Origin of the sequence: Acinetobacter entericus (assembly GCF_026168575.1) — a bacterium.
Taxonomy (GTDB): domain Bacteria; phylum Pseudomonadota; class Gammaproteobacteria; order Pseudomonadales; family Moraxellaceae; genus Acinetobacter; species Acinetobacter bouvetii.
The window spans coordinates 272556-285150 of record NZ_JAPEQW010000001.1; the positions used below are offsets into that span (position 1 = coordinate 272556).

11 protein-coding genes and 1 other RNA gene are annotated in these 12595 nt (G+C 45.8%); 7 read left to right on the plus strand and 5 right to left on the minus strand.

Features of this window, described 5'->3' with window-relative positions:
• Window positions 1-221: 221 nt before the first annotated feature.
• From ssrS to OKC24_RS01335, 3 genes are all read right to left on the minus strand, one after another.
• A non-coding RNA gene (ssrS, locus tag OKC24_RS01325) (6S RNA) lies at window positions 222-406 on the minus strand.
• Window positions 407-505: 99 nt separating this feature from the next.
• Window positions 506-793, minus strand: coding sequence for a cell division protein ZapA (locus OKC24_RS01330; protein WP_005008385.1), 288 nt, complete (start codon window positions 791-793; stop codon window positions 506-508).
• Between the two features lie 2 nt (window positions 794-795).
• The gene (locus OKC24_RS01335) at window positions 796-1347 is read right to left on the minus strand and encodes a hypothetical protein (RefSeq protein ID WP_130147735.1); all 552 of its coding nucleotides are present in this window, start codon (window positions 1345-1347) and stop codon (window positions 796-798) included.
• A gap of 64 nt (window positions 1348-1411) precedes the next feature.
• On the opposite strand from OKC24_RS01335, the gene OKC24_RS01340 reads away from it, so the two are divergent.
• The 6 genes from OKC24_RS01340 to OKC24_RS01365 all read left to right on the plus strand — a co-directional run bounded on the left by OKC24_RS01340 (window position 1412) and on the right by OKC24_RS01365 (window position 10158).
• On the plus strand, window positions 1412-2029 hold the full coding sequence (locus OKC24_RS01340; protein ID WP_130147733.1) for a UPF0149 family protein: 618 nt from the start codon (window positions 1412-1414) through the stop codon (window positions 2027-2029).
• Window positions 2030-2106: 77 nt separating this feature from the next.
• A complete protein-coding gene (pepP, locus tag OKC24_RS01345; protein WP_130147731.1) occupies window positions 2107-3429 on the plus strand; it encodes a Xaa-Pro aminopeptidase in 1323 nt (440 codons plus the stop codon).
• 742 nt (window positions 3430-4171) lie between these two features.
• Window positions 4172-6952, plus strand: a complete 2781-nt coding sequence (locus OKC24_RS01350; RefSeq protein WP_130147729.1) for an ImpA family metalloprotease — start codon at window positions 4172-4174, stop codon at window positions 6950-6952.
• Between the two features lie 329 nt (window positions 6953-7281).
• A complete protein-coding gene (gene ubiH, locus OKC24_RS01355; protein WP_130147727.1) occupies window positions 7282-8490 on the plus strand; it encodes a 2-octaprenyl-6-methoxyphenyl hydroxylase in 1209 nt (402 codons plus the stop codon).
• 2 nt (window positions 8491-8492) lie between these two features.
• The gene (locus OKC24_RS01360; protein ID WP_171457756.1) at window positions 8493-9731 is read left to right on the plus strand and encodes an FAD-dependent monooxygenase; all 1239 of its coding nucleotides are present in this window, start codon (window positions 8493-8495) and stop codon (window positions 9729-9731) included.
• Between the two features lie 178 nt (window positions 9732-9909).
• Window positions 9910-10158 carry a hypothetical protein gene (locus OKC24_RS01365; RefSeq protein WP_005008401.1) on the plus strand — a complete coding sequence of 83 codons (249 nt, stop codon included), beginning with the start codon at window positions 9910-9912 and terminating at the stop codon, window positions 10156-10158.
• Window positions 10159-10173: 15 nt separating this feature from the next.
• On the opposite strand, the gene OKC24_RS01370 is transcribed toward OKC24_RS01365, so the two are convergent.
• Entirely contained in the window at window positions 10174-10590 is a 417-nt protein-coding gene (locus OKC24_RS01370) for a hypothetical protein (protein WP_131276315.1), read from the minus strand.
• 196 nt (window positions 10591-10786) lie between these two features.
• Window positions 10787-11635, minus strand: coding sequence for a 16S rRNA (cytidine(1402)-2'-O)-methyltransferase (gene rsmI / locus OKC24_RS01375; RefSeq protein WP_130147721.1), 849 nt, complete (start codon window positions 11633-11635; stop codon window positions 10787-10789).
• A 10-nt stretch (window positions 11636-11645) separates the two neighbouring features.
• Here rsmI and OKC24_RS01380 point away from each other — a divergent pair, with 10 nt between their 5' ends.
• Window positions 11646-12593 carry a penicillin-binding protein activator gene (locus OKC24_RS01380; protein ID WP_265464571.1) on the plus strand — a complete coding sequence of 316 codons (948 nt, stop codon included), beginning with the start codon at window positions 11646-11648 and terminating at the stop codon, window positions 12591-12593.
• The last annotated feature ends 2 nt before the right edge of the window (window positions 12594-12595 follow it).

The following is a 12595-nucleotide window of genomic DNA, read 5'->3' on the forward strand; positions in this document are numbered from 1 at the left end:
TCTACGGAGGATGCAGCAAAGCGCTAAAGTGGCAGGATACGCAGCTTATCGCGATAGAACAGAATTGTGTTTTAGATTTGTGATTCAAAACTAGAAGCTTGCATTCTGATGAACCGGCCGGACGGGAAAGCGTCACATGTTTTGAGCGAAGGATGGCAAAGCAATTAAAAGAGGAAAATTTGCTGGAAAGCGTTCGATAAATTTGAATAGTTTGAAATTGAAATAGCTCCGGAGATGCCGCTGCATGTGTCGTTACCCTGAACCCGATGAGTTCAAGGTGGACGCGACGTATACTTGCTGGGTTTCCCATACGGAGATGGGCATACGCTCTAAATATACAGAACACGATCCATAAGTGTTAGTATCGGCAGGGGAATAGACCCGCTGGCGAACACCCCAGAGTTAGAGCAAGTATAACCAATAAAGCGCTAGAGGCAAATCATCTTCGGCATAAGATGCGTAAACTTCTTTTGTATTTGGCTGCGCTTTATGCAAAAGATCCCGCTTATTCAGCGAGATCTTCAGCTTCTTCCAAAATAGTCTGCAGCAGCCGTTCACAGTGTTCATATTCCTGCAGGCTTTTATTCATGCTCAGCACTTCCTGCATCAGCTCCAGCGCCACCATAATAATCAGCTTGCTGGGTTCCATGCGCGGCGCTTTGCGGCGGAATTCATCATATTTATCGTTGAGCAGCTGGGCTGCACGTTCTAAATCAGCCTGCTGACTAGCTGTTGTCGCTAAGCGGAAGTTATGGCCAAGGACTTTTAAATCGACAGCAATTTGTTCAGTCATGCTTAAACTTCCTCGTTTGCGTCAGTTGGGTGGGCCAATTGCTGGATTTCCTGCGCATGCTGATCTTGGGCAGTGCCTAAAACCGCTAAGCGCTGAATAATGGCTTCAACTTTGGCTTTGGCATGTTCATTTTTCTGCAGCAGGCGCTGACGTTCTTGCTGCAGGGATTGAATTTCCTGCATGGCATGGCGCTGTTCATTTTGCATTTTTTCTTTGACCAAACGCAATTCATTGCGTTCTGCCAAAATTTCCTGAAACCGGTTTTTTAAATCGGTGCAGCTTTTTTCCAAACGGCTGTAACGGTCAGCCAAAGAGGTTGCATCATTATTCAGGTGCTGAAATTGAGAACGGGATTCGGTTAATTGCTCTGTCAGCGTATCAATTTCTTCTTGTTTGTGCGTAATGATGCCGTTTTTATGCACAATTTGCGCATGATGCTGTTCATTTGCAGAATTTTTATCTTCTGCAAGTGAGGCGTTTTCACTTTCATAATGCGCAAGTTTCGTTTTTAAAACGTTCAGATGCGCTTGCAGACGCTGTAATTCTTCTAACATATCGTGGTCGCACAGTATTGCAAACAAAGGTAATATATAAGAAGTATAGAGATTGGATAAACGAATGCAAGACGATATTTCAGGTTGGTCAGAATGGAACCGCAATTTTAGTGAGATCGAAGAGATTTCCAGCCCCAGCGAATTGCACGGCTTGCTGACAGGCATTGTCTGTGTGACGCAGGTGCCGACGCGCGAAGAGTGGCAGCAGATTTTAGCGACGCTTGAAGTGACTGAAATCAGCGATGAAGCAATTGCGGCTTTAACCGACGAAACCGAAGACATTGCGCATGCGCTGTCTGAAGATGAGCTGGACTATTTACCGCTGCTGCCGGATGATGAACACAGTTTGTCTGAACGGGTTCAAGCCCTTGCTGACTGGTGCGCAGGCGTGGTGTTAGGCTTTGGCTTGGCTTCAGGGCATTTGCGCGCAGAAGAGCAGGAATTGATTGAGCATCTGCAGGATGTCGCTTCGGTTGAATTTGATGAATCGGATGATGATGACGAAGGCGAAGAAAGCTATCAGGAACTGTACGAGTTTGTACGGCTGATTCCAGTCAGCCTGTCGATGGGCCGCAAAAAAATTGAAGTGGCTGAAAGCCCGCTTTTGCAGTTGTTTTCTGCCAAAAAATCGGCTGGTGCAAATAATGTTGTAGAAATGTTTACACCGCACCGTCCAAGCTGATTTTGGGCGTTTTATCCCGCTTTCAGCATTAACTTTGACTATTTTATTTTTATTTAAGAGCGATAAGAAGTATTCAGATGAAGAAATTGACTCAAGCTGACTTTCAGGAACGCCGTGATATTCTTGCAGGTGAAATGGGACTGCGCAGCATCGCGATTATTGCAACGAGCAAAGAAGCAATGCGCAACCGCGATGCCGACTACAAATTCCGAGCGGACAGCAGTTTCTTTTATCTGACTGGCTTTGCAGAGCCTGAAGCGGTTGCAGTGATTGAAACCTTTGACAGCGAAGAAGACGGCTATACCTACAGCCTATTCTGCCGCGAACGCGACCGTGAAATGGAAATTTGGCATGGCTACCGTGCAGGTGTGGACGGCGCTGTCGATGACTATGAGGCCGATGAAGCGTATGCCATTGATTTGCTGGACGAAGAAATTCTTGAAAAATTGCAGAACAAAGACAAATTGTTTTACCGCATTGGTCAGCAGGCCGATTTTGATGCGCGTGTTGCTAAATGGATTGCCGCTGCGGGCGGTGAATCCCGCAAGGGGGCATCTGCACCCGCTCAGGTGATTCAGCTGGACCGCATTGTCGATGAGCTGCGTTTGCATAAATCTGAAGATGAGTTGGCGCTGATGCAGCTGGCATCTGATATTTCTGCAGAAGCGCATACCCGCGCCATGCAAACGGTTAAGCCCGGCATGATGGAATACGCGCTGGAAGCTGAACTGAATTATGTGTTTGGCAAAAATGGCTGTGTACCTTCATATAACAGCATTGTCGGCGGCGGTGAAAACGGCTGTATTCTGCATTATGTGGAAAACAACAAAGAACTGAAAGATGGGGATCTGGTGCTGATTGATGCAGCATGTGAGTACCAGCTGTATGCCTCCGACATTACCCGTACTTTTCCGGTGAATGGTCAATTCAGTCCTGAACAAAAAGCGCTGTATAATGTCGTTTTAGATGCTCAACTTGCCGCCATTGATGCCGTGCGTATTGGCAACTCTTATAAAGAGCCACATCATGTCGTGGTACGTATATTGGTGCAAGGTTTGCTCGACCTTGGCATTATGCAGGGTAACATTGACGAAATTATTGCCGCTGAATCATTCCGTCAGTTCTATATGCATGGCACTGGCCACTGGCTGGGCATGGATGTGCATGATGTCGGTGCATATAAGCAAGACGGCGAATGGCGTGCTTATGAAGAGGGCATGGTCGTCACCGTTGAGCCGGGGCTGTATATTGCGCCGGACGATGAAACTGTCGATGAAAAATGGCGCGGGATCGGAATCCGTATAGAAGATGATGTGGCTGTAACCAAAGCTGGCCCGCGTGTACTGACTGCCGCAGTGGTCAAGTCGGTGGAAGACATTGAAGCGCTGATGGCAAACTAAGTTTAAATTCTACAAAGACCCGGTCATCTGATCGGGTTTTTTCTGTCTAATGATTTTTATTGAGTATTTAAATTTTCATCACCATTTTTATGACTTATCTATTTTGATTATTGTGTTGCTGGTAGCCTGTTATATCGAGCTAAATCGCAGTCATTTTACAAAAATTAAAAAGACTAGGTGTTTGATCAAAAACTAAAAAAAAGAATAATGATTGTAATTTTAATGGCAGTTCACACTTCTGATCTATAGAGGTGATGAGTGCAAATTATGGATGATAATTTGTGTGTTTTATATTGTCTTTTTATCGTAAATATTCAATTGAGCAGGTGAAATATAATTGCTTGTGTGGTGTGTCAAATTTAAGCTGTAAACTTGATAAATGAATCTCGATTTAATATTTAATTATGATTTGTTTGGTGCTAATAAATGTTGTTTATCTATATGATAATATTTGAAATTTGTAAAAAACATACATAAAATTAAGATGCTTTTAATATTGGATAAATCAAACAATTTGATGTTTTTTTTTGTTCTCTTGTGGTGATTTAAATCGTCTATGCCTGATGAAGTTTTTTCGCCAGCCATTAGGTATCTATGGTTTAGGAGTGTCTAGTTTATAAGTTTCGTACAGGCTTATTGCGTTTACTTATTTGACCGCTTCTCCCACGATCAAAAATCAATGAATTGATGCATGAGTTGATAAAAAAGTGAATTAAATTGAAAGATACATGGTGGTAATTGTATGAAACAGATGATAAGCATGGCCCTTGCGGTCAGCATGGCAGGTCTTGTTGCCTGCGGCGGGGGAAGTGGAAATGCTGACAGCAGCTCACAAAATAGTGGGAGTGAAACGAGTTCTTCAGTAGGGAATCCCGCACCTACAACAAATCAGCGGATTTCAAGTGCATTGCTGAGCGGCAATGTTTCAGGCTTAGAAAGTACAGATAAAAAGATGCTCTTAGAGCAAGCTATAACTGAAGCTAATGCACAAAATAATTACATCAGCGGTGTACTAAGCTCAATTTACGCTGGCAATGTTGATCCGACCTTGAACATTGGGACAGGCACCAGTACATCAATCGGTGTCCAGTCTGCCACAACAGCGATTCCGTATATTGTTTCTAACGGTGGCCGTGGTATGGCAGCTTTGACCAGCTTAGGCAAAGGCCGTGGCATGGCGTATGGTGCCAATGTGCTGAATTGGATGGCAAATAACAATAAAGAAACACAGCACTATCCACTCTTCTTGCGCGGATTTACATGGTTAGTCACAGGCTCAGCAACAGGGGCTTTGCCTAGTACCATTAAATATGTGGCCGCAGGTTATGATTCTGCAACGGTCAGTAAGTTCATTACCCGTACTGGTTCTGCAGGGCAGGCGCTTAACTGTAATGTGACGGACAGCAGTAATGCTTGCTGGGAAGAAGCAGACTTGATTGTGTTTGGCGGTAGTGTGGCTGCCAGTAATGAATTGGGTACGCTGGTGCGTAAATATCTGGATGCTGGAAAATCTGTCATGTACATGCAGCCGGGCTGGACTGAAGCGGCAGGCGGCAGACAGGTAGTAACTGCTATGGGTATGACCATGGGCGGCTATCCAGGTAATTACTATGCTGGTGAAAATAACGTCAAAGTTGAAGGGAAAACAACAGCAGAAGCGCTCGATTACTTGATGATCACAGGTGTTAAATTCTCAAGTTTGATTACATCTTTAGAATTGCTAAAAAATGACAATCCAGCAGTGAATTTGACGGAAGATACTTCACCTGTTACGCCGTTTTCAAATGTGATGACTGAGCTTTCAACGCTAAACTCTTCAAATATTAATATTTTTGACGGCGACCGTTCATACCTGCTGTACCGTTTGTTAGTGCTTTGGGCAGATATGGAGCGTCCATCTACAGTATATGGTTCAATCAGCCGCAGCAATCCTGCGAGCTTTATGAAAGCTTATGCAAGTGATGCTTTCCAGTGGTATGCCCGAAGTTCATCAACTGCGACTGCAACTGGTCAAGGCGACTATATGCCAGCTTCTGCACAGCTGTTAACACCGAGTACTTCAGCTGAAGTGGTTGAAGTCACAATTCCGCAAAACAGCGGTGTGACTTTAATTGGCCGCGGCGCATTGCCGGGCAAAGCAGTTGAAATTGAAGTAGTGGATGCAGCAGGTGTTGGTAGTCTTAGTGTGCAAACCAGCTTGTTGCGCACATGGGGTGATCCGCTGACTGATGCATCGGACCGTTACCCGCGTCCGCTGCGTCCTCAATCATTCACAGTAAAATTGAATAATGGTGTGAACTATTTTACAACACCAAACGGCGGTCCATTGATGCTGAATTATAGCGGTGCGACTGCAGATTCAGTAGTGAAATTGCGCATTAAAGGCACGGTGAAATATTCACACTTTGACTATACGCGAGAGCCTAGCACTAGTGAAATTTCTGATGCGGCTGCGGCTCTAACTGCGGGTACATACGGCTGGCAAACGACTAAAGTGATTGGCGGCGAAATTCAGCAGGTGATGAAGTATGCTAAGACTGCCATTGGCAGCATTGCGCCTGAAGCTTATGCCAACACATATATTCGTGATGGGCTATTTAAGAGTAACCATATTACCAACGGCTATAATGATGCAGGTATGACTGCAACGGTTTCATCAGTGTGTGGCGGCTTAGACTGGACTTGTGACGGCAGCGTGCATAAAGAGCCGGTGGTGCAGCACTTTGTGGGCTGGATTGCTACATGCGGTTTCTTGTGTTCAGGTAACCCGATTGATGGTTCTGCTGGTGTCGGCTTAGGCTGGGGTTATGCGCATGAAATGGGCCATAATACTGTTCAACGTATTATGCGTATTACACCAAATGGGACTAACGGCTGTGTCGTTGAATGTGACAACAATATTTTGGCTAGCGCTACAGCAATGCGAGTGTTGGAAACTTTAGGTGTTGCTGTAGATAATGGCCATCCTTTGGATTATGCTGGTACATATAACGATATTATCGCAGCGCGTAAACTTGGCTTAAGCAATGCAGCATATTTGACAGAAATGCAAAACCGCATTTGGTCAAGTATGGGCTATCAAAATAAAATGCGCACACTGCATTTCCAATTGGGCTTCCAGTTTGCTAAATACCGCGTGGGCTTGAACCAGCCGACTATGACGTCAACTTTGGATTATTTAGCATTGCTGACTAAAGGCGACCGCCTGGTTAATAAAACGTTTACTGTTGATAGTGCATCTAAATATGCGATGGGGCGCTACACTGCTGCAACTGCAAAAACAATTGCTAATCACGACTTGCTGTATGTTTTAAGTTCAAAAATCATTGGCAAAGATATGCGTAATATCTTCTGGATGTATGGTATTCCTTTAAGCAATGATGCATTGAATTCTGTGTCTGATTTGGGCTTGGCTATCGCGCCATACAGCTACTATGCATTACCTGTCGGTAAACATAATACGCTGACAGCAGGACGCTGGATTGATTTGAGCAACAATGCAACACCTGCATGGCCCTTCTAAGACTGGACTGGTATTCACTGCCAGCTTAATCTCAAAGTCTTTATGACTTTAAACTGAGCCTAAACCTTTTTTCGCATCTAAGCATCGCGTTAAAAGATTGAAGGCTCAGTTTTTTTATGTCCAAAATTTGAAGCGAACCTGCGATATAGAGCAATCATTTATAGATTACAATGACTTGTCTTGGAATCGTTTAAGTACTCAACCCCGCAACAAATTGCTAATTCATTATAAAAATGCATGTCCTTGATGTAATATAAAATCCATTACAGATTATACGTATTTCGAATGAATCTCCTGAATTCGAGTACCTCATAAAAAAGGATGAAAGCATGCAGCAAGAAGTCATTATTGTTGGCGGCGGTATGGTCGGACTGAGTCTGGCGCTTATGTTGGCAAAAGCAGATATTGGCGTGAAGCTGCTCGAAGCGATTCAATATCCAGATTATGATGATGCCAATCTTGCTCCCTATCATTCCAGTTTCGATGCGCGAAACAGCGCACTGTCGCGCCGTACTGTGCAGATTTATCAAGAACTTGGCCTTTGGGATGCTTTGCAGGAACACGCAACGCCTATTTATGAGGTTCACATTACAGAACAGGGCAGTTTTGGCAAAGCACGCTTAAAAGCAGAACAAGAAAAAGTCGAAAGCTTTGGGCAAGTGATTGAAAATGCATGGTTAGGCCGTGTGCTCTTGCAGCAAGTTAAACAAGAAGCGTTGATTGAACTGATTGATGGCGTGCAAGTCACCTCTTTAACTCAAGATGCAGATTGGGCATATATTGAAGCCATCCGCGGAGCAGAAAAGGCTGCACTGCAGTCAAAATTAGTGATTGCGGCTGATGGCCGCGATTCCTTCTGCCGCAAAGCTTTAGGCATTGGCGTATCTGAACATGATTATGATCAAGTGGCGATCGTCACCACTGTGCAAACCTCAAAACCGCACAACCATGTTGGCTTTGAGCGTTTCAGCCCGCTGGGGCCTTTAGCGCTGCTGCCATTGCCGGGTGAATACCGTCGTTCTGTGGTATGGCCTGTGCAGAAAGGCACAGAAGGCGAATGGCTGGGCGATGAAAATGATCAGCACTTTTTAGATGCCTTGCAGCAGACTTATGGCGACCGCGCGGGCAAGTTCCAAAAAACGGGCAAGCGCTTCAGTTTCCCGCTGTCACAAGTATTGGCAGAAAAGCAGGCAGTCGGCCGTGTCGTACTGATGGGCAACGCCGCGCATACCATTCACCCGGTTGCAGGACAGGGCTTTAACCTGTGCATGCGGGATGCTTATGTGCTGCGCCGCTATTTAATCGAGCAAAATACTCAAGCCTCCGACTTCGGGGACGCCGCCATGCTGCTGGATTATGAAAAATCCCGTATGACCGATCAGCAGCGGGTGATTAAATTCTGTGATTCTGTGGTACGCGGTTTCAGCAACCAAAATCCAATCTTAAAACTGATCCGCAACACAGGATTGGTGGCATTTGACACGATTCCCGGCATTAAGCCTTTGGTCGCAAATTATGCAATGGGACTGAAAGCATGAATATGAAGAATGATCAGGTGTTGGATGCGGTCATTATTGGCGGCGGTTTGGTAGGCGGCTTAGCAGCGCTGCTGTTAGCGCAAGGCGGCGTACAGGCTACTGTTTTAGATGCGGCGCCTATTTTAGATACAGAGAAAAACCTTGCAGTAGCTAATCCTCGGGTGCTGGCTCTAAGCCAAGCCACTATTCATTTGCTGAAAACAGCAGGTGTTTGGGAGAAATTAGCCCGCCAGATGCCCTATAGCGGCATGCAGGTGTGGAATAAAAATGGCTATGGCGAAATCAATTTTGGACATGCTTCTGAGCGCACCCCAAGTGCAGAGCAGGCGCTGGGTTCAATGGTGGAACCCAGCATTTTGAATTTGGCGATACAGCAGCAAATGCTGGAACAGCTTAAAGACTATCGAACTCAAGTCAAAGTCATTCGAGTCGAAGAAGGTGTCGGCATTTGGCATATTCATTTGGCGGACGGCACTCAGCTGAAAACCAAATTGGTGATCGGGGCAGATGGCGCCAATTCTTTTGTCCGTGAACAAGCTTTTATTGATATTGATGTGCTGGATTATCAGCAGGCAGGCATCAGCTGCGCGATCCGCACCGCGCAGCCGCATTTGCATATGGCGCGTCAGATTTTCTTGGAAACTGGGCCGCTGGCATTTTTGCCGATGGCGAGCTTAAGCGCTGAGCAAAACGGTTATTGGCAATCGATTGTTTGGACGTTGCCAGACGATTATGCAGACGAATATGCAGCTTTATCCGATGAGGATTTTAAGGCGCTCTTAACCCGTGAAAGCCATCACATGCTGGGAGAAGTGCTGGATGCAACACCGCGGGCCAAATTCCCTCTGAAAGCGCGCGCGGCACAGCAGTATGTAAAAGCCGGTTTAGCGCTGATTGGCGATGCTGCCCATGTGATTCATCCGCTGGCAGGTCAGGGCGTGAATATTGGATGTTTAGATGCTGCTGTGCTGTGCGATGCGCTGCTGCATGACAAGGCGCGCGGCGTATGGGCGCATGAGCAGACCTTAAAGCGCTATGAGCACCGCCGTAAAGGGCAAAATGATGCCATGATGCACAGCATGTCTGCTATTGGCTGGCTGGAAACTACAGCATTGTTCCCCGTGGTTTGGGCGCGCAATTTTGGCTTGAAGCAAGTCGAAAATCAGCACATTTTAAAAGACGCGTTTATGGCTCAGGCCAGCGGCTTGTCTTCTTTGAAAGAGACCCGTTATTGCGCATAAGCTGAAATAGCGAGTTTTTTAAGCATCTGTAAATGCCTGATTACGATTTTGATCAAAAAAGATACGATTTTATGGTGATTAGCTCTATGCGAAAGCTAAAGAGATTGATAAATTTCTTCTAAATCAAAATCAGGTTTTTGCCTGACCAGTACAAGCAGTCATTCGTGGGGAGAGCAAGATGACAGAAATGAATGATTATGATGAATCAGAAGATTCTGCAGTAGATGATGATGAAGCGAAAGCAGCCGAAAAAGGCGCTTCAGATGCATCAGAAGGCGCATCTGACGGTGATGTTGCAGAAGCGGAAACATTGACAGTCACTGCTAAGCTGAAACAGCGTCAGACATTGGAAGATGAAGTGGCAGCATTCTTGGCGCGCGGCGGCAGGATTACTGAAGTGCCGCCGGATGAAAACGCGCACGACTGATAAAAAACACTGCTTTTAGGCAGTGTTTTTCTTTTGTGTGTATTTTTTGCTGATGGCGTAGAGCGGATAAAATACAAAATGCGCCAGCAGCATAAACATGCAGTTGATGATCAGAGCTCCCCAGTAAGGCGGAGCATGCATTGCCCTAATAAAGGCAATGAATGCTTGAAATACTAAAATAGCGCTGAGAAAAATATAAGGCCAATAGCGCGGCGTCTGCCAAAGAGGCGTAAGTCGCAAAATATTGCCGGCAATAAAGTAAATCGAAAAAATACCGCAAGTGATGAATACGGCCTGAGCATCCGGTGTCATCATCTGATCAAAAATATAATGCGGATAGGGCTTTGAGCCATAATATGAAATATGCAGCAGTCCAGTCAGCCAAAAGAGATTGAATAGATAGACCGGTTTAAACGTGAGTTTTGCCATCATGCGGTTATTGCTATTGAAGTGCTGACCATCATTCTAAAAGTATGGCATCACGCCCTCAAGGATTAAAATGCGGACTCAATAATTCCGCTGCTTAGACGCTGTTTCTATATATTTAAGTGCTAAGAAAAGCATATCCATGACCAATATTGAACATGCCTTTCTTATCCGCAGAGCCGCTTATATCTTACTCTGCGGATTAGGATTCATCAGCGTTTTGAGTGAGTTCCAAAGCGCGCTGATAGGCGACTTTCTTTTTAATGCCGGTTAAGTCGGCGGCTAACTGAGAGGCCGCTTTCACCGATAAGTCCTGCAGCAGCCGGGTCAGCAATTGATCCAGCTTTTCCTGTTCCAAATCTTTTTCTGCAGTTGCGCCGCCAATCACCAAGACAATTTCGCCTTTTTGCTGATTATGGTCAGATTCCACAAAAGTCACCAATTCGCCCATCGTCATTTTTTTAATGGTTTCAAAGGTCTTGGTAATTTCACGGGCAAAGCCGACAGGCCGCTCTGCGCCAAACACCTCAGCCATATCTTTTAAACACGCGACAATACGGTGCGGCGCTTCATAAATAATCATGGTCTGGGTTTCATCTTTCAGCTTGTGCAGCGCCAAAAGGCGCTGTGACTGTTTTGACGGTAAAAAGCCTTCAAAGCTGAAACGGTCGCTGGGCAGCCCCACGGCACTGAGCGCAGCAATGGCGGCGCAAGCACCTGGTACAGGAATGACTTGAATATGGTGTTCTTGCGCGGCACGCACCAGCTTAAAGCCCGGATCGCTGATCAGCGGTGTGCCGGCGTCACTGATTAACGCCATATCTTCGCCATTTTTCAGGCGCTGAATCAGCTGATCAATTTTATTACTTTCGTTGTGATCATGGCAGGCGGTTAGCGGTGTTTGAATATTAAAGTGTTTGAGTAATTGCGCAGAAGTTCGTGTATCCTCTGCGGCAATAATATTAACCGACTTCAGAACATTAATTGCACGATAACTAATATCATCTAAGTGCCCGATTGGAGTCGCAACAACAAATAACTGAGCACCCATAGGTTTCTCCATGTTTAAGAATAAGCGGAATAATAAGAAAAATTTACTTGTATTGGCGTTGATGGGAGGGATGACTTACGCCCAAGCAGAGGTTTTGGTTATTTTACCCGAATCTGGCCCCATGGCGCGAGCGGCATCGAGCATCAAGCTGGGTTTTCAAAGCGCATATGCGGCGTCTGGCCATTCAGAACCCCTTAAATTTGTGAATTCCGATCAAAAACACATAGCTAAAGTACTGAAGAAAAATATTACAGCAAAGACCAAGCTGATCGTGGGGCCTTTGGCGCGCGCAGAGGTGGATGCGCTGATGAAAGCCAGACTTAAAATACGGGTTTTAACACTGAATGAAGGCGCCGTGCAGGCGGGCAATATCACGCAATTCAGCCTCGCGAAAAAAGATGATGCGCAAGCCTTGCAGAAAATACTGGCGGAAGACCGGATGCAGGAGCTGCTGGTGCTGCGTCAACCGGGTGCGGAAACAGAGCATGAGCTGTTCTTAATGTCTTTGGTCACGCAGGCGGGCTTGCAAATGCAAGTGGTACACGCGCCGCCGAAAAAATTAAAAAGGCATCAGGCATTGCTGCTGCTGGGAAATAATGAGTGGATGAATGGGCAGCAAAAATTGCCGAAAAAACAGATTTATACCGTATCCAATGCCATTGAGGAAGATCAGCCGATTCCGAAAGGCATGAAATTCTGCGATACGCCTGCGCTATATCGCGGTCAATGGGCGGAACTGTACAGCGCTTATCAGCAGCATCCGGTCACAATGCCTTATCAGCGCATGCTGGCCTTTGGCGGCGATGCATGGAGCATTGCGCAGCTGTATTTGCAGAACCCAAAACTGAAAGAAGCGGTTTTTGAGGGGAGAACTGGGCTGATCCAAATTAACGGCAACCACATTCAGCGTACACCGCATTGCTATCACAATACAGGAAAAGGCGTAACGGTCATTTAAAT

Bases quoted from the DNA above. Each gene is read 5' to 3' on its own strand.
- OKC24_RS01330 (WP_005008385.1), bottom strand. From the start codon at position 793: ATGACTGAACAAATTGCTGTCGATTTAAAAGTCCTTGGCCATAACTTC.
- OKC24_RS01335 (WP_130147735.1), bottom strand. From the start codon at position 1,347: ATGTTAGAAGAATTACAGCGTCTGCAAGCGCATCTGAACGTTTTAAAA.
- OKC24_RS01340 (WP_130147733.1), top strand. From the start codon at position 1,412: ATGCAAGACGATATTTCAGGTTGGTCAGAATGGAACCGCAATTTTAGT.
- pepP (WP_130147731.1), top strand. From the start codon at position 2,107: ATGAAGAAATTGACTCAAGCTGACTTTCAGGAACGCCGTGATATTCTT.
- OKC24_RS01350 (WP_130147729.1), top strand. From the start codon at position 4,172: ATGAAACAGATGATAAGCATGGCCCTTGCGGTCAGCATGGCAGGTCTT.
- ubiH (WP_130147727.1), top strand. From the start codon at position 7,282: ATGCAGCAAGAAGTCATTATTGTTGGCGGCGGTATGGTCGGACTGAGT.
- OKC24_RS01360 (WP_171457756.1), top strand. From the start codon at position 8,493: ATGAAGAATGATCAGGTGTTGGATGCGGTCATTATTGGCGGCGGTTTG.
- OKC24_RS01365 (WP_005008401.1), top strand. From the start codon at position 9,910: ATGACAGAAATGAATGATTATGATGAATCAGAAGATTCTGCAGTAGAT.
- OKC24_RS01370 (WP_131276315.1), bottom strand. From the start codon at position 10,590: ATGATGGCAAAACTCACGTTTAAACCGGTCTATCTATTCAATCTCTTT.
- rsmI (WP_130147721.1), bottom strand. From the start codon at position 11,635: ATGGGTGCTCAGTTATTTGTTGTTGCGACTCCAATCGGGCACTTAGAT.
- OKC24_RS01380 (WP_265464571.1), top strand. From the start codon at position 11,646: ATGTTTAAGAATAAGCGGAATAATAAGAAAAATTTACTTGTATTGGCG.